The following is a 20725-nucleotide window of genomic DNA, read 5'->3' on the forward strand; positions in this document are numbered from 1 at the left end:
GTTATCGAGGGGTGTCCCCGGGTATCGCCCGGAACACGCCTGTTTTGTGCCCCGACCGGGCACGGATGTCAGAACAGCCGAGGATGCGCGGTGCGAGCTCCGCCCGGCAGCTCGGCCGCGAGAAGGGCGCGCGACCCGGCGATCGCCTCCGCCCGGTCGCCCAGGGCGTCGTGCACGCGGGAGCGGGTCGACCCGGTCGACGGGTCGGTGCGCCCGCGTTCGAGGCCGTACTCGGCCAGCAGGGGCCGCAGCCGTGCGGCCAGCCACTTGCGGTACCCCGTCGGCGCATAGGTGCCCCGCGAGTAGAGGTCGGTGTACCGGTCGAGCACCTCGGGATGCTCGCGGCCGAGCCAGGCGAAGAACCACTCTTTGACACCGGGCTTCAGGTGGAGGGCGCTGTACATGACGCTGGTGGCCCCCGAGTCGCGGACCGCCGACAGCGCTGCGCGCAGATGGTCGACGCCGTCGGTCAGATGCGGCAGCACGGGCATCATGAAGACCGACACGTCGAGGCCGAGGTCGCGTGCCGCGCGGACGGTGGCGAGCCGTGCGGCCGTCGTGGGGGTGCCGGGTTCGAGGGACTGCTGGAGCTCGTCGTCGTAGATCGCGATGGACATCGAGATGTCGACTGGCACCTGCTGCGCCGCCTCGGCCAGCAACGGGAGGTCGCGACGCAGGAGCGTGCCCTTCGTCAGGATGCTGAACGGCGTGCCCGACTCGGCCAGGGCCGCGATGATGCCGGGCATCAGGCGGTATCGACCCTCGGCCCGTTGATACGGATCGGTGTTCGTGCCCAGGGCGACAGGGGCGTGCTGCCACGACGCTCGCCTGAGCTCTCGGGACAGCACCTCGGCGACGTTGACCTTCACCACGATCTGGCGGTCGAAGTCGTCGCCGCCGTCGAGATCGAGGTACTCGTGCGTCGGTCGGGCGAAGCAGTAGACGCAGGCGTGACTGCACCCGCGATAGGGGTTGATCGTCCAGCCGAAGGGCAGAGTCGAATCGCCGCCCGGCACCCGGTTCAGCGCGCTCTTCGCCAGGATCTCGTGGAACGTGATGCCGTCGAACTCGGGCGTCGTGACCGAACGGACGACCGACGACAGTCGCACGAGCGGCGGCGACGCGTCGTCTTTCTCGACATCGACACCTTGACCGCTCCACCGCATGCGCTCAGTCGAACACATGTTCGAACAGGAGTCAAGCCGACCCCGTCGACCCGATCAGGCGTGGATGTTCAACGCCTCGGCGGTGGCCCACAGGGTCGCCGCCGCCTTCGCCTCGTCGGTCGCGAGCGGCGTGCCGTAGGTGGGTACCATGCGACGGAGAGTCGGCTGCCACGCCGACATCCGCGACGGGAAGCAGCGTTCGAGGACGTCGAGCATGATGGGCACGGCCGTCGAGGCCCCGGGCGAGGCACCGAGCAGCCCCGCGATCGAGCCGTCGGCCGCCGAGACGACCTCGGTGCCGAACTGGAGCACCCCGCCCTTCTTCGCATCCCTCTTGATGACCTGGACGCGCTGACCGGCGGTGATGCGGTACCAGTCCTTCGGGTCGGCGTCGGGCACGAACTCGCGGAGCGCCTCGAACTTCGTGCTCTTGCTCGCGGCCAGCTGACCGACCAGGTACTTCACCAGCGAGAGGTTCGCGAGCCCGGCACGGATCATCGGGTAGAGATTGTGCGGCCGGATCGAGGCGAAGAGATCGAACCACGACCCGCTCTTCAGGAACTTGGGGCTGAACCCGGCGTACGGGCCGAACATGAGGCTGGCCTGCCCGTCGACGACCCGGGTGTCGAGGTGCGGGACGGACATCGGCGGCGAGCCCACGGCGGCCTTGCCGTAGACCTTCGCCTGATGCCTGGCCACGATCGCCGGGTCGTCCGTGCGCAGGAACTCCCCGCTGACCGGGAACCCGCCGAACCCCTCGATCTCGCGGATGCCCGACTTCTGCAGGAGGTTGAGGGCTCCCCCGCCGGCTCCGACGAAGACGAACGCCGCCTCGATCTCGAACGCGGCACCCGACTTCGGGCGGACCGAGATCGTCCACCCGCCGCCGGCGCGGCGCTTCAGACCGGTCACCCGGTTCCCCAGGCGGAGCCGGGCACCGGAGGACTGCAGGTCGGAGACGAGGAGGCGCGTGAGGCTCCCGAAGTCGACGTCCGTCCCCGCGGCGATCCGGGTCGCCGCGATCGGCTGGCCGAGTGGCCGCCCGGAGGCGAGCAGCGGCGCCCACTCGGCGATGCGCTCGCGATCGGTGCTGAACTCGAGCCCCTGGAACAGCGGGTGGTCGCGGAGAGCCTCGAAGCGCTTGCGGAGGTACTCGACGTTCTTCTCGCCCCAGACGAAGCTCATGTGCGGACTCGAGTTGATGAACGCCTCGGGCTCGGGCAGGGCGCCCTCGGCCACGAGGAACGACCAGAACTGCCGCGAGACCTGGAACTGCTCGTTGACCTTGACGGCACTGCTGGTCTCGATGGACCCGTCGGCCCGCTCGGGCGTGTAGTTCAGCTCGCACAGGGCGGAGTGCCCGGTGCCCGCGTTGTTCCAGGGGTTGCTCGATTCGAGGGCGACGTCGTCGAGTGCCTCGATGATCTGGATGGACCAGTCGGGCTCGAGCTGCTTGATCATGGCGCCGAGGGTGGCGCTCATGACGCCACCACCGATGAGGGCTACGTCGACGGGCTTCTTCGCATCGTTCACGAGCGCCAGTCTAGGCCCCGGGCCTCGCGGGCCCGCCGGGCGCCCGGGCGGGGTGTCTCGATGTCGAGACAACGACCCGCCCGGTCAGACTCCGACCGTGGTGGTGCGCTCGGCCGCGACGATCTCGGCGATCTGAACCGCGTTGAGCGCCGCGCCCTTGCGCAGGTTGTCGTTGCTGATGAAGAGCGCCAGCCCGCGGTCGCCGGGCACGCCCTCGTCCTGACGGATCCGCCCGACGTAGCTCGGGTCGGTGCCGGCCGCCTCGAGCGGCGTCGGGACGTCGGTCAGCACGACCCCGGGCGCGTCGGCGAGCAGCTCCTTGGCGCGGGCGGCGGTCAGCGCGGACGAGAACTCGGCGTTGATCGACAGCGAGTGCCCGGTCAGGACGGGCACGCGCACGCAGGTGCCGCTGACTCGCAGATCGGGTCGCTCGAGGATCTTGCGGCTCTCGTTGCGCAGCTTCTTCTCCTCGTCGGTCTCGTCGAGACCGTCGTCGACGATGCTGCCCGCGAGGGGGATCACGTCGAAGGCGATCGGTCGGACGTACACCTCGGGGGCGGGCATCGTCACGGCCGAGCCGTCGTGCACGAGCCCCGCGGCGTCCTGCTCGAGAGCGGCCCGCGCCTGACCGAGGAGCTCGTCGGCGCCCTTGAGCCCACTGCCCGAGACCGCCTGGTAGGTGCTGACGATCAGTCGCTCGAGACCGGCCTCGGTGTCGAGCACCTTGAGCACGGGCATGGCGGCCATGGTGGTGCAGTTCGGGTTCGCGACGATGCCCTTGACGGCCTGGCCGATCGCGTGCGGGTTGACCTCGCTGACGACGAGCGGCACCTCGGGGTCCATCCGCCAGGCGCTCGAGTTGTCGATGACCAGGGCGCCGGCCGCGGCGAAACGCGGTGCGTGCGCCCGCGAGCCGGTGGCGCCGGCCGAGAAGAGGGCGATGTCGAGACCGGTCGGGTCGGCGGTCTCGATGTCCTCGACGACGATGTCGGCACCGCGGAACGGCAGTGTGGTGCCGGCGGAGCGGGCCGTCGCGAAGAACCGGATCTCGGCGAGCGGGAAGTCGCGCTCGTCGAGCAGTCGTCGCATGACCTTGCCGACCTGACCGGTCGCGCCGACCACGCCGACGCGCAGACCTTCAGCCATCGTCTTCTCCTGGGGTGTCTCGGTGGTGCGGTGGGTGTTCACGGGGCAGGAGGCGCGGTGCGGGCCGCGCCGCGCCTCCTCGGTGTTCTGCTGGTCGCGTCAGCGGCCGGTGCCGGCGTGGACCACGGCCTCGACGTCGCCGTCGAGTCCGAACGCCGTGTGCACGACGCGGAGGGCGTCGTTGAGGGTGTCGGCCCGGGTGACCACCGAGATGCGGATCTCGCTGGTCGAGATCATCTCGATGTTGATGCCCGCCTCGAACAGCGCGGTGAACAGCTGCGCCGAGACACCGGCGTTGGTGCGCATGCCGGCGCCGACGAGGGCGAGCTTGCCGATCTGATCGTCGTACTGCAGCGACTCGAAACCGCTCTCGGCGCGCTCGGACTCGAGCGCCTGGAGCACGACGGCGCCCTCGGACTTCGGGAGCGTGAAGGAGATGTCGGTGCGACTCGTCGAGGCGGCCGAGATGTTCTGCACGATCATGTCGATGTTCGCACCGGTCTTGGCCACGGTGCGGAAGATCTGCGCCGCCTTGCCGGGCACGTCGGGGACTCCGACGACGGTGATCTTGCCCTCGCTGAGGTCACCGGCGACACCGCTGATGATGGGCTCTTCCACGTTCTCTCCCTCTTTCGGGTTGACGACCAGGGTTCCCTCGTTGTTGTTGAACGACGAGCGGACGTGCAGGGTGACGCCGTGACGCCTGGCGTACTCGACGGCACGGATGTAGAGCACCTTCGACCCCGCCGCGGCGAGTTCGAGCATCTCCTCGCTCGTGACCCGGTCGAGCTTGCGCGCCTTGGGGACGACACGGGGGTCGGCCGTGAAGATGCCGTCGACGTCGGTGTAGATCTCGCAGACGTCGGCGTCGAGGGCGGCGGCCAGCGCCACCGCGGTGGTGTCGGACCCGCCGCGGCCGAGGGTGGTGATGTCGCCCGTGCTGCGGTTGAAGCCCTGGAACCCGGCCACGATGGCGATGTAGCCGGCGTCGAGGGCGTCGCGGATCCGCTTCGGGGTCACGTCGACGATGCGGGCCTTGCCGTGCTGGGCGTCGGTGATCATGCCGGCCTGGCTGCCCGTGTACGAGCGCGCCTCGACGCCGAGGCTGCGGATCGCCATGGCGAGCAGCGCCATGCTGATGCGCTCGCCCGCGGTGAGCAGCATGTCGAGTTCGCGCCCCCCGGGGATCGGGCTGACCTCGTTGGCCAGGTCGAGCAGCTCGTCGGTCGTGTCGCCCATCGCGCTGACCGCCACGACGACGTCGTTGCCGGCCTTGCGGGTCTCGACGATGCGTTTCGCGACGCGCTTGATGCTCTCGGCGTCGGCGACGGACGACCCGCCGAATTTCTGCACGATCAAGCTCACGGTGACTCCAGAAGAGGGAACGGCGCGTCGGATCTACGTCGCGCCTGCGTCCGCCGATTCTATTCGGTGCCGCGGGCGTGTGACGCACGGTGGACCCGGGGTCGGAACGGACCGGGCGGGCCGACCTCCGCTCCCCTACGGTTGACGCATGCCCGACGCCTCAGCAGAAGCCCGCCAGACCACCAGCAGGGTGCAGAACAGCCGCCCCCTGAAGACCCTCGCGCGGGTCGGCTTCGGCATGAACGGCGTGCTGCACATCCTCATCGGGGTGATCGCCCTGCGGATCGCCTTCGGGGGCGGTGGCGAGGCCGACCAGGGAGGCGCGCTCGGGGAGCTCGCATCGCGCCCGGCGGGCATGGCCCTGCTCTGGGTGATCGTCGTCGGGCTGTGGGCTCTGGGTCTCTTCCAGGTCCTGGAGGCCGCTCTCGTCCGGGGGACGGACAAGGAGGACTGGGCCGCCCGGGTCAAGGAGGGTGGCAAGGGCGTCGCCTACCTCGCGGTCGGCTTCACGGCGTTCACGTTCGCCCGGGGCGGATCGAGCGACAGCTCGGATCAGACGGAGTCGCTGAGCGCCCGACTGCTGGCGACTCCGGGCGGCGTCGTGCTGCTCGTCGTGGTGGCCCTGATCGTGGTCGGCATCGGCGGGTACATGGTCGTGAAGGGGATCCGGCAGAAGTTCCGGGAGGACCTCGTCGTGCCGTCGGGCCCGTCGGGTCGGGTCACGATCGCCCTCGGCGTCGTGGGCTACGTCGCCAAGGGGATCGCGCTCGTCGTCGTCGGCGTCCTCTTCGGGGTGGCTGCCGTGCAGGCGGATCCCGACGAGGCGTCCGGTCTCGACGGTGCCCTGAAGGCCCTCGCCGAGCTGCCGTTCGGGACGATCGTGCTGACTGCCGTGGCGTTCGGACTCATCGCCTTCGGTCTGTACAGCTTCGTGCGGGCGCGTCGCGCACGACTCTGATCGGGCCTCACTCGGTGACGAGCCGGCGCCCTTCGAAGGCCCGGCCGAGGGTGACCTCGTCGGCGTACTCGAGGTCGCCGCCCACCGGCAGGCCGGAGGCGAGTCGGGTCACCCGGAGACCGAACGGCGAGAGCATTCGCGACAGGTACGTCGCGGTGGCCTCTCCTTCGAGGTTCGGGTCGGTGGCGATGATGACCTCCTGGACGGTGTCGTCGGCGAGACGCTGGACGAGCTGCCGGATGCGCAGATCGTCTGGTCCGATGCCGTCGATGGGGCTGATGGCCCCGCCGAGCACGTGATACAGCCCACGGAACTCGCGCGTCCTCTCGATCGCCTGGACGTCTTTGGCCTCTTCGACCACGCAGATGGTGGCCGGCGAGCGTCGGGGGTCGCGGCAGATGCCGCAGGTCTCCTGTTCGGTGACGTTGCCGCAGATCTCGCAGAAGCGCACCTTGGTCTTGACGTCGACGAGCAGCTCGGAGAGCCGGGTGGTGTCGAAGTTCTCGCTCTGGAGGATGTGGAAGGCGATGCGCTGCGCCGACTTCGGACCGATGCCCGGCAGTCTGCCGAACTCGTCGATGAGCTCTTGGACGATGCCCTCGTACACGACTACTCGCTTCTCTGAGGCGTGACGCGGGGAGCGATCGTCTCTTCTTCGATGAACTGGGCGTTGAGGATCTCACGGACGACGGCCTCGCCGTACCTCGAGTTGGCGGGGATGCCCCGTCGGGGGTCGCCGGCGGCCGCCCGGCGCTCGGGCGCGGAGGCGCCGGACCGTGACGGTTCGCTCGGTGCGCCCGCACCGGACGTCGAGACCCTGCTCGATGCCGACGACGACGTCGGACCATCCGACGGACGACCGGTCGCGGGTGGTGCCGCGACGGGTGCCGGATCGGCGTCGATCCGCGGGGCTCCGCCGTCGGGTTCTTCGGTGATGTGCTCGGGCTCGTCGGGTTCGGGCGGCGCCGTCTGCGGGATCGCCGCGACGTCCCACCCGGTGACGGGCGAGGCGGCCTGACGGGCTGCCGGTCGTGCGGCCGCGGGCGCCGGCGCTGCGGGCGCTCGGCTCGGCGCCGGGGGCTCGGTGACCGCGGGTTCGTCTGCAGGGGGCTCGGCGGCGGACGGCTCGGCGGCCGAGGGCGCCGGTGCGTCGGCCGGCGACACGGGGTTCGACGTCGCCGGGGTCTCCGTCGGCGCCGGGGCCGGGCGTGACGGCGCACCCTCGACCCGCGCGATGTACTTGACGGTCACGCCGAGGACGCTCTGGATGGCGCGTCGGAGGTGCTCGCTGACGCCTTCGCCCGCGCCTTGCGGCTTCTTGAAGTTCTCGACGTCACTGGCGCTCGGGAAGGTCAGGGTGAGGACGTCGTCGGCGTAGGCCTGCACCGTCGCGGTGACGACGACCATCCACGCGGTGCGCTTGGCCTTCTCGACGACCTCGACGATCTCGGGCCAGCTGTCGCGCATCTGCTGCAGTGTGACCGGGGCCGTCGACGATGCGCGCTCGGCCGGGTCGGCGGGGACGCCGTCGACCACGGGCGGCGTCTGTGCCCACGCCGCCGAGTGGGCCGCCGTCGGCGCGGCCGGAGCCGACGGCGTCGACTGTTCTGCCTGCCTGGGCTGTGCCGCCTGCGCCGGCTGTGTGTCTGGGTTCGGGTCTGGGGTCTTGGCACCCCAGGCGGCCGAAGCCGTGGCGGCGACGGCACCGGGTACCGGCCCGGCGACCGGGGTCGACTCGACCGCGGGTGCCGGCGTGCGAGCCGCCGCGGGGGGCTGAGTCGCACGGGACTCGGTGCGTGCGGCGGCGGCGGGCGACGAGGTGCGAGCGGTGGGAGGCGCACCCGCGACCGACGCCTCGACGCCCTCGACGCCGACGCGACGCTCGAGGCGCTCGACCCTGGCCAGCGCCCCGCGTTCGGTCTCGTCGGCCTCGGGGACGAGCACCCGGGCGATCATGAGCTCGAGGTGCAGACGCGGCGACGTCGCCCCCGTCATGTCGGTGAGGGCGCGGTTGACGACGTCGGCGGAGCGGGAGAGCTCGGCGGCGCCGAAGGACCGGGCCTGGTGCAGCAGGCGGTCGAGCTCGTCTGCGGTGATGCCACGGAGCACGGCGGAGGCCCCGTCGGCCGTCGCGCCGACGACGATCAGGTCGCGCAGTCTCTCGAGGAGGTCTTCGACGAAGCGACGGGGGTCTTGCCCGGTCTGCACGACCCGGTCGACGGCCGCGAAGGCGGCCGCGCCGTCGTGCGCACCCAGGGCCTCGACGACCTCGTCGAGGAGGGAGGCGTGCGTGTAGCCGAGGAGGGCCACGGCACGTTCGTATTCGATGCCGCTGTCTTCGCTGCCCGCCATGAGCTGGTCGAGCAGCGACAGGGTGTCGCGGACGGAGCCGCCGCCGGCGCGGACCACGAGGGGCAGCACGCCGGGTGCGGCGTCGACCTTCTCGGTCGCGCTGAGCTGCTGCACGTAGTCGAGCATCTGCGCCGGGGGGACGAGACGGAAGGGGTAGTGGTGCGTGCGCGACCTGATCGTGCCGATGACCTTGTCGGGCTCGGTGGTCGCGAAGATGAACTTGACGTGCTCCGGCGGCTCTTCGACCACCTTGAGCAGGGCGTTGAAGCCCTGCGGCGTGACCATGTGGGCCTCGTCGAGGATGAAGATCTTGAAGCGGTCGCGAGCCGGCGCGAAGATGGCGCGGTCTCGGATGTCTCGGGCGTCGTCGACGCCGTTGTGACTGGCCGCGTCGATCTCGATGACGTCGAGCGAGCCGCCACCGTCTCGGGCCAGCTCGACGCAGGACGGGCAGACGCCGCACGGGGTGTCGGTGGGCCCCTCGGCGCAGTTGAGGCAGCGGGCGAGGATGCGGGCCGACGTGGTCTTGCCGCACCCGCGGGGACCGCTGAAGAGATAGGCGTGGTTGACGCGGTTGGTGCGGAGGGCCGTGCGCAGAGGATCGGTCACCTGCGTCTGCCCGATGAGCTCGGAGAAGTTCTCTGGCCGGTAACGGCGATACAAGGCGGTGACCACGGGACCAGAGTAGCCGGGGCCACCGACAGCGGACTACTCGCGAGAGGGCCTCGCCCGCGACTGCGGACGAGGCCCTCTCTCGATGGGCGGCGACGACGAGGTGGGTGAGTCCCCCGTCGTCACCGACCCCGGCTCTAGCGCATCGTCGTCCCGATCCTGCTGCGGCGACGGGAGGCCAGCAGCATCCCGAGGCCGAGCACGAGGATGCCCGTGCCGGTGGCCGCCCAGGGCAGGGCGTCCAGTCCCGTGTAGGCGAGGGTGCTGCCTCCGGTGCTCGGGCGCCCGCCCGCCCCGACGACGATGCCCGCGCCTCCTTCTGTTCCGACCGCACCCGCTCCGACGGCCGCGTCGACGACCACGAACTGCGTGCTGTCGTTCTCCGGCTCGACCAGCGATGAGTCGCTGCCGGTCAGTTCGACGCGGTGCAGTCCCAGCTCGAAGTCGGCGCCGACGGCGAACCGGAACGTGACCGTCCCGTTCTCGTCGGCGACCTGCGAACCCAGGGGGATCGGCGTCGATCGGACGACCGCGCTCACCGTCTCACCGGGGACGAAGTCGGTGCCGTAGACGGTCTGGACGACTCCGGTGCCGCGGACGATGCGCTTGATCTGGACCGTGGAGGAGTGGTCGCCAGAGAGCGCGTCGGGCGTGGTGCCGGTGCCGGCGGTGTCCGTGCCGGCGGTGTCGGTGCCAGTGGTGTCGGTACCGGCGGTGTCGGTGCCGGCCGTGTCGGTGCCGGCCGTGTCGGTACCGGCGGTGTCGGTGCCGGCCGTGTCGGTACCGGCGGTGTCGGTGCCGGCCGTGTCGGTCGCCGTGCCGACGACGTCGGTGCCCGCGGTGTCCGTCGCGACCGTGCCGACCACGTCGGTGCCGACCGAGGCCACCACGTCCGTGCCGACGACATCCGTGCCGGCGGTGTCCGTCGCGATGGTGCCGACGACATCCGTGCCGAGCGTGCCGACCACGTCGGTGCCGGCCGAAGCCACCACATCCGTGCCGGCGGTGTCCGTCGCGAGCGTGCCGACCACGTCGGTGCCGACCGAGGCCACCACGTCCGTGCCGAGCGTGCCGGTCACGTCGGTCGCCAGCACATCCGTGCCGAGCGTGTCGACGGCCGTCCCGAGAACGTCCGTGGCGATGACGTCAGTACCCAGCACATCGGTGCCGAGCACGTCCGACCCCGCCGTGTCCGTGGCGGTGCCGATCACGTCGGTGCCGATCGAGTCGGTCGCCGTCCCGACGATGTCCGACCCGGCCGAGTCCGTCGCGATGGTGCCGACGATGTCCGTGCCGGCGCTGTCCGTCGCGATGGTGCCGATGACGTCGGAACCCGCACTGTCCGTCGCGACCGTGCCCACGACGTCCGTTCCCGCACTGTCCGTCGCGACCGTGCCGACGACGTCCGTTCCCGCACTGTCCGTCGCGACCGTGCCGATCACATCCGTGCCGGCGGTGTCCGTCGCGAGCGTGCCGACCACGTCGGTGCCGACCGAGGCCACCACGTCCGTGCCGAGCGTGCCGGTCACGTCGGTCGCCAGCACATCCGTGCCGAGCGTGTCGACGGCCGTACCGAGCACGTCCGTGCCGATGACATCAGTACCCAGCACATCGGTGCCGAGCACGTCCGACCCCGCCGTGTCCGTGGCGGTGCCGATCACGTCGGTGCCGATCGAGTCGGTCGCCGTCCCGACGATGTCCGACCCGGCCGAGTCCGTCGCGATGGTGCCGACGATGTCCGTGCCGGCGCTGTCCGTCGCGATGGTGCCGATGACGTCGGAACCCGCACTGTCCGTCGCGACCGTGCCGATCACATCCGTCCCGGCGGTGTCCGTCGCGACCGTGCCGATCACGTCGGTGCCGACCGAGGCCACCACGTCGGTGCCGATCGTGGCCACCGAGTCCGTGCCGAGCGTGTCGACCGCCGTCCCGAGCACGTCCGTGCCCGTCACGTCGGTGCCCACGACATCGGTGCCGAGCACGTCGGTGCCCGTCGTATCCGTCGCCGTGCCGGCGATGTCCGTACCGATCGAATCGGTCGCCGTGCCGACGATGTCCGATCCGGCCGAGTCCGTCGCGATGGTGCCGACGACGTCCGTGCCGGCGCTGTCCGTCGCGACCGTGCCGATCACGTCGGAACCCGCACTGTCCGTCGCGATGGTGCCGATGACATCCGTCCCCGCGCTGTCCGTCGCGATGGTGCCGATGACGTCCGTGCCGGCGGTGTCCGTCGCGACCGTGCCGACCACGTCGGTGCCGATCGACGCCACGACGTCGGTGCCGATCGTGGCCACCGAGTCCGTGCCGAGCGTGTCGACCGCCGTACCGAGCACGTCCGTGCCCGTCACGTCGGTGCCCACGACATCCGTGCCGAGCACGTCCGTGCCCGTCGAATCCGTCGCCGTGCCGGCGATGTCCGTACCGATCGAATCGGTCGCCGTGCCGACGATGTCCGATCCGGCCGAATCCGTCGCGACCGTGCCGACGATGTCCGTGCCGGCGCTGTCCGTCGCGATGGTGCCGATCACATCCGTCCCCGCACTGTCCGTCGCGATGGTGCCGATCGCATCCGTCCCCGCGCTGTCCGTCGCGACCGTGCCGATCACGTCCGCACCAGCGGTGTCCGTCGCGATGGTTCCGATCACATCCGTCCCCGCGCTGTCCGTGGCGATCGTCCCGACGGCGTCCGTGCCGGCGCTGTCCGTCGCGACGGTACCGGTCGCATCGGTGCCGAGGACGTCGGTGCCGAGGACGTCGGTGCCGAGGACGTCCGTGCCGACATCGGCGGTCTCGACCTCGATCGTGACCGCTTCACCTTCGACGAACACCGTCCCGTCGAGCGACTGCTCGGGCGTGATGTCGTACGTCCCGACGCCGACGCCGGTGAAGGTCGTCGTCCATTGTCCGTCCGTGTTCACCGCGGCCTGAGGGGCCCCTGCTCCGAGCGAGACCCGCACGGTCGCGCCGGGCTCCGCGGTCCCGGTGACGGTGACGTCCGTCGTGCTCGTGGACGTGGCCACGACGACGGGTGCCGAGCCGTCGGGGCTCGTGATGACGACCGGTGCGGCGAGCCGCACGTCGATCACGGTGGTGACGGCGGCCGAAGGAGCCCCGGTGCCGACGGTCTGGGTGGCCGAGACGGTCTGGTCCGGTCCGACGGCGACGCCCGGGACCACGACGCTCCACGTTCCCGTGGCGGTGGCCGTCGTCCGAGCGATCGCGGAGCCGATCGTCACGGCGATCACGGCGTCCGGTGCGGACAGACCGCCCACCGTCACCGCGGCCTGCGTGGCGGGGCCGAGGACGACGAACTCGTCACCGGCGTCGGGGGTGTTGATCGTCAGGGCGTCGAGCGCCTGCGCGTTGACCGTGGCGCTGGCCAGGTCGACCACCGCGCCGGAGCCCGCACCGTCGGGCAGGATCGCCAGACGCAGTGCACGGACGGTCGAGGCACCGGTGTCGGTGCCGTCCGGGTCGCGGAAACCGGGACCGGTCTGCGAGTTCACCGTCACCGAGACGAGGCTGTTCACGACGTCGAGCACGGGACTGAGGACGTCGCCGACTCCGCTCGTCGCCGCGGAGAGGACATCCCCCACCGCGTCGAGCGCGGTCCCGTCGAGCGCGGGCGCGAGCACCGGCCGCGTTATGCCGGGCAGCGCGACCTCGACGGCGTCGGAGACGGCTGTGAGCACGACGCCGTTCAGGAGGGCCCGGAGCGGCACCAGGAGCAGCTCGACCGCGGGATCCGAGTTCGGCAGCGGCGTCAGCGTCGACGTCGCGACCGGCCGGGTCGGGTCCGTCCCGAGCAGGGCGCCGAGCGTCGTGTCGACCCTGATGGTGAGCGTGGCGAGGGGCGCCGTGGTGGCGGCCCCGAACAGCGGGGTCACCGACACGGTCGGAGTCGTCGTGACGACCGCCTGGACCCGAGTCGTGTCGATCGCCCCGGTGATGGCGGTGCTCAGCGAGTCGGGCAGGGTCGTGTCGAAGATGGTCGACAGCGCCGTCTGGAGCTCCGCCTCGACGGCGGCTCCCGTGAGCAGCTCCGTGTTCGCCGGCAGGTCGTTCAGCGACTGCAGCTCGGCGACGTCGACCGTGACCTCACCGGTCGACAGGTCGACGGTGACGGGTCCGCTGGTCAACGGCGCCGAGAGGACGGGAGCGGTCGCGGCGGGCAGATCGACGCTCGCCGTGACGGCGGCCTGCGTGTCGGCCAGGGTGAGGGTGCTCCCCAGCACCGACAGCGCACCGCGGACGGGTGCGAGGACACCCGTCTCGATCGTGTCGGGGAGATCTGCGGTCGCGCCGTTGGCCGAGTCGTTCAGGTCGTCGATGGTGGTCGTCAGATCGCCGGTGAGCGCCTCCACCGCCGGGCTGTGCAGGGCGATCGTCGCTCCGTCGACCTGGTACTCGCTGTCGACGGTGTATCCGGTGCTCGTGCGGGTGGCCTCGGCGCGAGACGAGATCGCGCCGATCTCGAGCGCGAGCTCGTCGGCGAGACCGGCGATCTGGGCCTGGGTCAGGAACCCGGTGAGGTCGAGGGACGCCTGCTGGGCCGGCGTGCCGTCACCGGCCTGCACGAGACCGCCCTCGGTGATGAGCCCCGAGGCCGCCACCGATCCGCTCGGTGTCGCCGAGCCGTACTGGGACACGGCGCCCAGGTCGAGGATGCCGTTGTCGCCGAGCAGCTGCACGCCGCCCTGGATGCGGAGCGTCTGCAGCGCGGTGAGGTCGAGCGGGTCGACGACCGGGGCGGACGTCGTGCCCGAGTACGACGAGTAGGCGCCCCCGAGCTCGGCGACGTCGTCGACGTCGACGATGCCGCTCCCGCTGAGGAAGAGCCCTTCCGCCTCGGAGACGTCCGGTGGTGCCGCCTGGGCGGGGACCACCGTCGCGGTGACGACGAGCGTCCCCACGGCGACGGCCGCCCCCCAGAGTCCTAGCGTGCCCAGGGGGCCGCGGTGAGTGAGTTGTCGCACGGGTGCCTCTTTCTGGCGGGCCTCGGGCCCGCCGGCTGATCCGACTCCCCCGGTGGTTGGCCGAGGGTGTGCTGTGGTGCAGGTGGTGGTGTCGCGTGGTCGCCTCGCTAGGTGACGGCGGGCGACGTCCGATCGCTCGGCGCGCCTTCGGGCAGCTCGCCGATCCCTCCCCTCGATCTCGAGATCCTGGCCCGGGCGGTCCGGGCGCGTTCCGCGACGAACACCGCGGCGCGCTGGAAGGTGACCGTCCGGATGAAGATCATGTCCGCCGCGAGCATCGCGAGCGAGAACAACGGCAGGCCCATGAAGAGGCCGATCCCGATGTGCATGCCGGTCACGCCGAGCAGGCCGACGACCCTGGTCCAGCGCCGCAGCAGCAGGAACGGGAAGAACAGCTGCACCGCGACGGCGAACCAGGTCGCGAACGCGACGAGGACGCCGCTGGCGGTCAGCAGACCGCTGAGGGCCGGCCAGGGCGCGAATCGATCGACGTGCAGCGGGTAGTAGATCGCCGTGCCGTCTCGCCAGAGCTCGCCCTGCACCTTCGACAGGCCCGCCACGACGTAGACGACGAAGAGCTGACCCGCAACGGCCACGAGAGCCCCGTTGTGCAGCAGCGTCGAGACCCAGCCCGCCTCCTCACGGGCCCGGGCGACCCATCGGGGACGCGAGGCGACCGCGGCACGACCCCGCGCCTCCTGCCGGCTCCTCCGACGCGCGTCGAGCGACCAGACGCGCGAGAGGTCGGTGAAGCAGAAGTAGAAGAGGAACAGCCGGACGGCGTTGTCCGTCTGGTCGACGGCGAGCACGTTCGAGGCCGCGAGGCTGGCGTACAGCCAGAGCGTCGCGATCGCGGCGACGCGGGCGTGCCAGCCGAGGAGGAGCGCGAGGGCCGACAGCCCCAGCGCGACGTAGCCGATCCAGAACGCCGGGCCGCCCACCTGCGCCGCGTCGAAGATCACGAACGGGAACCCCCAGTTCGACGACCGGTTGAGCGGCTCGGACCAGCCTGACGCACCTCCCCAGGTGTACGACGCCGTGCTCGCGTTCGCGAGCACGAAGAGGAGGATGCCCAGGCCGGTGACGATCCGCGCGGCGGCGACGCCGTGGAGCGCCTTCCGGCCGTCGAGGAACCACCACTCGAGACGCCCGGCGAGCCGGGCCCAGGAGGCGCGGGCGACGTCCACCACGGCGCTCACGACCGACCCCCGGGGCCGTACAGCACGTCGATGGCGCCCTGGTCGAGCGTCGAGTCGGGCAGCGGCGAGCGCCATCCGCCCGTCACGAAACGGAACTCGGGGTTCGGGGCGGGGTCGGCGCGCTGCTCGAACGGGGTGACGGGAGTGATGCGGACCCGGACCTGGACGTCGTCGACCTCGCCCCACTGGGCCGTGGCCACCGCGGAGGCGATGCGGTTCAGGGCGTCCTCGTAGTCGACGTACGACCGGACGGCGCCGTCGCCGGCGGAGGACGTCGCGGCGAGGTCGTCGACGAGCTCCTGCCGCCAGTCGCCGTCGGTGAGGGTCTGCCCCACCGCGGGGCCGGCCTCGTCGCCGAGCGCCTGATAAGCCCGGAAGTACCCGCGGGCCAGCGAGAAGTTGGTCAGGTAGGTGCGCGACGGCACGAGGTGGTGCGTCACCCCGTTGGCGATGTCGCGATCGGTGATCGTGAACCACTCGGTGGCCGCGCTCTCGCCGGTCGGGACGGCGCGGACGTCGAGCGAGATGTCGCTCGAGACCGGATCGGGGGCGAAGACGGACCAGCTCTGCTGGAAGAACGGCAGCATGTACCCGCGCAGGGTCTCCTCCCCGACGGCCGCCCGGACCGGGTTCGCGGCCGACGACCACAGCAGCGTCGCACCCAGGTGGCCGACGAGCAGCACGACCACGAGACCGAGGGCGATCCGCGGCGCCACGGGGCGACGAGTGTCTCTCCGCCTGCTGCGGCGCGCTCCCCCGCGGGTGGACGAGCCGGACGCGCCCGAGAGCGGAGACGGTGAGCCGACGACGATGGTCGGCGCGGGGTCGCCCGGGGTAGGGGTCGACGAGGCGTTTCTGATCCTGTGCGACGTCACGGTCGCGGTCCTCTCGGGTCGATCGATCTCGTTCCGCCGTGGTGAGGGGCGGGACAACCGGCCTTGGTGAGGGGCCGGATCGCGTCGTGGTGAGCGGCGCGTGGTCGACGTGGTTGGCGTCGACGTGCCGTCATCCTATGCGGAGGTGCCGCCGATCCGCACCCCGCGAACAGGGGGGACCTCGACGGACGGCGCCCCGAGACGAGAAAAGACCCCTCACGCACCCGCCAGAGCCCGGTTACCCTTGCTGCATTTCTGCCCTGGGGGAGTTGGCCTGGATGGCGCCACGTGAGGAGCCTCGAGAAGTTTAGCGGCATCTGAGTGCCCGCCGCGACCCGGGGTGTTGCCTGGTGACATGAGAATCGTCATCGCCGGAGGACACGGCAAGATCGCCCTGCTCCTCGAACGCCGACTCGCCGACGCCGGGCACGACCCCGTGGGCATCGTCCGCAACGCAGACCACACCGCCGACCTCGAGACAGCCGGCGCCCGTGCGCTCGTGCTCGATCTGGAGAAGACCGACGTCGACACGCTCGCCGGCCACCTCGACGGGGCCGACGCCGTCGTGTTCGCCGCCGGTGGCGGGGGCGGCAGCGGTGCCGAGCGCAAGCTCACCATCGATCGCGACGGCGCCGTGCTGCTGGCCGACGCCGCCGAGAAGGCCGGAGTCGGTCGCTACGTCATGGTCTCGGCCATCGGCACCGACGACTTCGACCCGGCCCGCGCCGAACTGCCCGCCGAGAACGACGACGACGTGTACCAGGTGTACATGCGCGCCAAGAGCGAGGCCGACGCGGACCTCCGCGGTCGCGACCTCGACTGGACGATCGTCCGCCCCGGCGGTCTCACCGACGACGCCGGCACCGGTCTCGTCACCGTGGGCACCACCGTCGACCGCGGCACCATCCCCCGTGCCGACGTGGCGGAGATCATCGCCACGGCGCTGATCGAGGGCACGGCCGTGAAGACCCAGTTCGAGGTCGTCTCGGGCGACGCGACCGTCTCGGACGCTCTGGCGACCATCAAGTACTGACCCGCGCCTCCTCGGTCGTCGGGGAGACCACGAAGGGCCCCGGAGGCGCAGCTCGCGCTCCCGGGGCCCTCTCGCGTCTCAGATGGTTCAGACGAGCGCCGCGGACTGCCGTGCGATCTCGAGCTCCTCGTTCGTCGGCACGACGAGCACCTTCACGGCCGACCCGTCGGGCGAGATGAGGCGCGCCTCGCGGGACGCCAGCTCGTTGCGGTCGTCGTCGACGTGGATGCCGAAGAACTCGAGCCCCGCCAGGGTGCGTCGGCGCAGCAGAGCGTTGTTCTCGCCCACTCCGGCGGTGAAGACCACCGCGTCGAGCCCGCCCAGCTGGGCGACGTACGCGCCGATGTAGTGCCGCAGGCGGTGCCGGTACACGGCGAGCGCGGCCTCGGCCACGGCGTCGCCGCGAGAGGCGCTGTCTTGCACGTCGCGCATGTCGCCGCTGCCGGTGAGACCCAGCAGCCCGGACCTCTTGTTGAGCAGCGTGTCGAGCTCGGCGACGTCGAGGCCGGCCTCGCGGTGCAGGTGGAAGACGGCGGCGGGGTCGATGTCGCCCGAACGCGTGCCCATCACGAGACCCTCGAGCGGGGTCATGCCCATGCTCGTGTCGATCGAGCGCCCGCCGTCGATGGCGGCCGCCGACGCCCCGTTGCCGAGGTGCAGCACGATGGTCTTCAGCTCGGCGAGGGGCCGCCCGAGGAACTCGGCCGTCTTCTCGCTGACGTACTTGTGCGACGTGCCGTGGAACCCGAACCGGCGCACATGGTGTCGCTTGGCCAGGTCGGCGTCGATGGCGTAGGTGTACGCCGCGGGGGCCAGCGTCTGGTGGAACGCGGTGTCGAAGACGGCGACGTGCGGTACGTCGGCGAAGGCCTTCTTCGCCGCCCGGATGCCCTGCAGGTTGGCGGGGTTGTGGAGGGGCGCGAGGGTGGAGAGCCGATCGATCGCCTTCTCGACGTCGTCGGTCACGATGGTCGCCCGGTCGAACTCCTCGCCGCCGTGGACGACGCGGTGCCCGACGACCACCGGCGGGTACTCGTCGAACGACGGCCCGTCGGCCTCGAACGCGCTGAGCATCGCGGCGAAGCCCGCGGCGTGGTCGGCGATCGGCTGCGAGTCGTTGCGCGTCTCGTCGCCCGTGACCTCGTTGCGGTGCCTCGTCGACCCGACGCTGTCGCCGATCCGCTCGACGAGACCGCTCGCGAGGGTCCGCTCGCCGTCGAGCTCGATCAGCTGGTACTTGAACGACGACGAACCGGAGTTGACGACGAGGACTGCGCTCACGAGGGGTTCCCTTCGGGGGTGGATGCGGGGGTGGGGGCTGCGGCCTGGGCGCTCTGCGTCCCGGCCTGGATGGCCGTGATGGCGACGGTGTTGACGATGTCGCCGACCAGCGCGCCGCGGGAGAGGTCGTTGATCGGCTTGCGGAGGCCCTGCAGGATCGGCCCGATGGCGACGGCCCCGGCGCTGCGCTGCACCGCCTTGTAGGTGTTGTTGCCGGTGTTCAGGTCGGGGAAGATGAACACCGTCGCGCGGCCCGCCACCTCGGAGTAGGGCATCTTCGCCGCCGCGACGGTCGGATCGGCGGCCGCGTCGTACTGGATGGGCCCCTCGACCAGCAGGTCGGGTCGGCGTTCGCGCACGAGCGCCGTGGCCGCCCGCACCTTCTCGACGTCGGCGCCGGAGCCGCTGTCGCCGGTGCTGTAGCTGAGCATCGCGACCCGTGGTTCGATGCCGAACTGCTCGGCGGTCTGCGCCGACGAGATGGCGATGTCGGCCAGCTGCTCCGCCGTGGGGTCGGGGATGACGGCGCAGTCGCCGTAGACCAGCACCCGGTCGGCGAGCGCCATGAGGAACACGCTCGAGACGACACCCACGTCGGGCAGGGTCTTGATGACCTCGAACGCGGGTCGGATCGTGTGAGCCGTGGTGTGCTTCGCGCCCGAGACCATCCCGTCGGCGAGTCCGAGCTTGACCATCATCGTGCCGAAGTACGAGACGTCGGTGACGGTGTCCATCGCCATCGAAGCGGAGATTCCCTTGTGGGCGCGCAGCTTGGCGTACTCGGCGGCGAAGCGCACCTGCAGGCTCGGGTCGAAGGGATCGAGCACCCGGGCGTCGGCGAGGTCGAGCCCCAGCTCGGCGCCGCGGGCCCTGATGGCCGTCTCGTCGCCGAGCAGCGTGATCCGCGCCACACCCCGCTGCAGCAGCGTCGACGCGGCGCGGAGGATGCGGTCGTCGTCGCCCTCGGGCATGACGATGTGCTTCGCGGCGCCGCGCGCCCGCTCGAGCAGCTGGTACTCGAACATCAGCGGCGTGACCACGCCCGAGGGGCTGACCTGCAGGAGGCGCAGCAGCTGCGCCCCGTCGACGTGCTTCTCGAAGAGGGCGAGCGCGAGGTCGTACTTGCCCGACGAGTCGGCCGCGAGCCGGCCTCGGGTCTGCGTGATCGCGAGCGCGGTGTCGTAGGTGCCCATGTCGTTGTGGGCGATGGGGAGGGGGCTGTCGAGACCGGCGATGAGCCGGTCGACCTGCGGAGCCATCTCGAATCCGCCGTTCAGCACGATGCCGGCGAGCGAGGGGAACGTCTCGGAGGCGTGGGCGAGCACCGTCGCGACGAGCACGTCGGACCGGTCGCCGGGCACGACGACGATGGCGCCCTCGGTGAGCCGCGGCAGCACGTTCTCCATCGACATGGCGGCCACGACGACCCCGACCGCCTCACGGTCGAGAAGGGCCTCGTCGCCGCGGATCATCGTCGCGCCCGTCGCCGCGAGGACGGCGCGGACGGTCGGGGCCACGAGGAGGCGGTCCTCCGGCAGGGCCCAGACGGGCACGTCGGCGGACGGCGTACCCGCAAGGGCCTCGCCCACGCCCGCCACGACCTCGTCGAGGCGATCGGGCCCGACGCGGTTCGCCACGACCCCGAGCAGACTCGCGTGCTCGCTGCGCAGCTCGGCCGTCGTGACCTCCGCGACCTGACGCATCTCGGCGCCATTGCGTGCGGTGCCCCCGTCGGAGCTGCGCCCGCCGAGCACGAGCAGCACCGGCGCACCGAGGTTCGCGGCCACCCGGGCGTTGAACGACAGCTCGGTCGGGCTGCCGACGTCGGTGTAGTCGGAGCCGATCACGACGACGGCGTCGCACTGGCGCTCGACGGCGGCGAACCGGCTGACGATGGTCGCGAGCGCGGCATCGGGGTCGGCATGCACGTCGTCGTAGGTGACGCCGACGCACTCGTCGTAGTCGAGGTCGACCCCGTCGTGCGCGAGCAGCAGTTCGAGCACGTAGTCGCGCTCGGCCGTCGACCGCGCGACCGGTCGGAACACCCCCACGCGACCCAGCTCGTGACTGAGGGTGTCGAGCACCCCCAGCGCGATGGTGGACTTGCCGGTGTGGCCTTCTGCGGACGTGATGTAGATGCGAGTCGACACGACGACCACATTAGGGCGG

The 20725-nt window shown here is 71.3% G+C and carries 13 protein-coding genes and 1 other RNA gene; 2 read left to right on the top strand and 12 right to left on the bottom strand.

The window, feature by feature from the left end; all coding sequences use genetic code 11:
* Positions 1-68 precede the first annotated feature (68 nt).
* The 4 genes from ACZ6JE_RS05120 to ACZ6JE_RS05135 all read right to left on the bottom strand — a co-directional run bounded on the left by ACZ6JE_RS05120 (position 69) and on the right by ACZ6JE_RS05135 (position 5210).
* Complete coding sequence (locus tag ACZ6JE_RS05120; protein WP_464318415.1) at positions 69-1166, bottom strand: Rv2578c family radical SAM protein; 1098 nt, start codon at positions 1164-1166, stop codon at positions 69-71.
* 54 nt (positions 1167-1220) lie between these two features.
* Complete coding sequence (locus tag ACZ6JE_RS05125; protein ID WP_464318416.1) at positions 1221-2648, bottom strand: malate:quinone oxidoreductase; 1428 nt, start codon at positions 2646-2648, stop codon at positions 1221-1223.
* A 135-nt stretch (positions 2649-2783) separates the two neighbouring features.
* Entirely contained in the window at positions 2784-3845 is a 1062-nt protein-coding gene (locus ACZ6JE_RS05130; RefSeq protein ID WP_320478968.1) for an aspartate-semialdehyde dehydrogenase, read from the bottom strand.
* Between the two features lie 99 nt (positions 3846-3944).
* Positions 3945-5210: an aspartate kinase gene (locus ACZ6JE_RS05135; RefSeq protein WP_192058691.1), complete on the bottom strand. Its 1266-nt coding sequence runs from the start codon at positions 5208-5210 to the stop codon at positions 3945-3947.
* A 148-nt stretch (positions 5211-5358) separates the two neighbouring features.
* Between ACZ6JE_RS05135 and ACZ6JE_RS05140 the strand changes: the two genes are divergently transcribed.
* Positions 5359-6168 carry a DUF1206 domain-containing protein gene (locus tag ACZ6JE_RS05140; protein ID WP_464318357.1) on the top strand — a complete coding sequence of 270 codons (810 nt, stop codon included), beginning with the start codon at positions 5359-5361 and terminating at the stop codon, positions 6166-6168.
* A 7-nt stretch (positions 6169-6175) separates the two neighbouring features.
* Here the strand turns inward: ACZ6JE_RS05140 and recR are convergent, their stop codons facing one another.
* The 6 genes from recR to ffs form a co-directional block, all read right to left on the bottom strand.
* Complete coding sequence (gene recR / locus ACZ6JE_RS05145) at positions 6176-6775, bottom strand: recombination mediator RecR (RefSeq protein WP_192058695.1); 600 nt, start codon at positions 6773-6775, stop codon at positions 6176-6178.
* A 2-nt stretch (positions 6776-6777) separates the two neighbouring features.
* Positions 6778-9195, bottom strand: coding sequence for a DNA polymerase III subunit gamma and tau (locus tag ACZ6JE_RS05150; protein WP_464318358.1), 2418 nt, complete (start codon positions 9193-9195; stop codon positions 6778-6780).
* A 134-nt stretch (positions 9196-9329) separates the two neighbouring features.
* On the bottom strand, positions 9330-14168 hold the full coding sequence (locus ACZ6JE_RS05155) for a beta strand repeat-containing protein (RefSeq protein ID WP_464318359.1): 4839 nt from the start codon (positions 14166-14168) through the stop codon (positions 9330-9332).
* Positions 14169-14275: 107 nt separating this feature from the next.
* Entirely contained in the window at positions 14276-15367 is a 1092-nt protein-coding gene (locus ACZ6JE_RS05160; RefSeq protein WP_464318360.1) for an HTTM domain-containing protein, read from the bottom strand.
* Entirely contained in the window at positions 15364-16083 is a 720-nt protein-coding gene (locus tag ACZ6JE_RS05165) for a DUF5819 family protein (protein WP_192058703.1), read from the bottom strand. Before ACZ6JE_RS05165 ends, ACZ6JE_RS05160 begins: the two co-directional genes overlap by 4 nt.
* Before the next feature lie 363 nt (positions 16084-16446).
* Positions 16447-16543: signal recognition particle sRNA small type (gene ffs / locus ACZ6JE_RS05170), an RNA gene on the bottom strand.
* Positions 16544-16597: 54 nt separating this feature from the next.
* Here ffs and ACZ6JE_RS05175 point away from each other — a divergent pair.
* Complete coding sequence (locus ACZ6JE_RS05175; protein ID WP_192058705.1) at positions 16598-17275, top strand: SDR family oxidoreductase; 678 nt, start codon at positions 16598-16600, stop codon at positions 17273-17275.
* Positions 17276-17362: 87 nt separating this feature from the next.
* Here ACZ6JE_RS05175 and ACZ6JE_RS05180 read toward each other — a convergent pair whose 3' ends face one another.
* Positions 17363-18556: an acetate/propionate family kinase gene (locus tag ACZ6JE_RS05180; protein ID WP_243215395.1), complete on the bottom strand. Its 1194-nt coding sequence runs from the start codon at positions 18554-18556 to the stop codon at positions 17363-17365.
* Entirely contained in the window at positions 18553-20706 is a 2154-nt protein-coding gene (pta, locus tag ACZ6JE_RS05185) for a phosphate acetyltransferase (protein ID WP_464318361.1), read from the bottom strand. The genes ACZ6JE_RS05180 and pta overlap by 4 nt, the downstream gene beginning before the upstream one ends.
* Positions 20707-20725 lie beyond the last annotated feature (19 nt).

It is taken from the genome of Frigoribacterium sp. AC759, assembly GCF_979256015.1.

Coding starts and splice junctions, on each gene's coding strand:
- ACZ6JE_RS05120 (WP_464318415.1), bottom strand. CDS start 1,166: ATGCGGTGGAGCGGTCAAGGTGTCGATGTCGAGAAAGACGACGCGTCG.
- ACZ6JE_RS05125 (WP_464318416.1), bottom strand. CDS start 2,648: ATGAGCGCCACCCTCGGCGCCATGATCAAGCAGCTCGAGCCCGACTGG.
- ACZ6JE_RS05130 (WP_320478968.1), bottom strand. CDS start 3,845: ATGGCTGAAGGTCTGCGCGTCGGCGTGGTCGGCGCGACCGGTCAGGTC.
- ACZ6JE_RS05140 (WP_464318357.1), top strand. CDS start 5,359: ATGCCCGACGCCTCAGCAGAAGCCCGCCAGACCACCAGCAGGGTGCAG.
- ACZ6JE_RS05175 (WP_192058705.1), top strand. CDS start 16,598: ATGAGAATCGTCATCGCCGGAGGACACGGCAAGATCGCCCTGCTCCTC.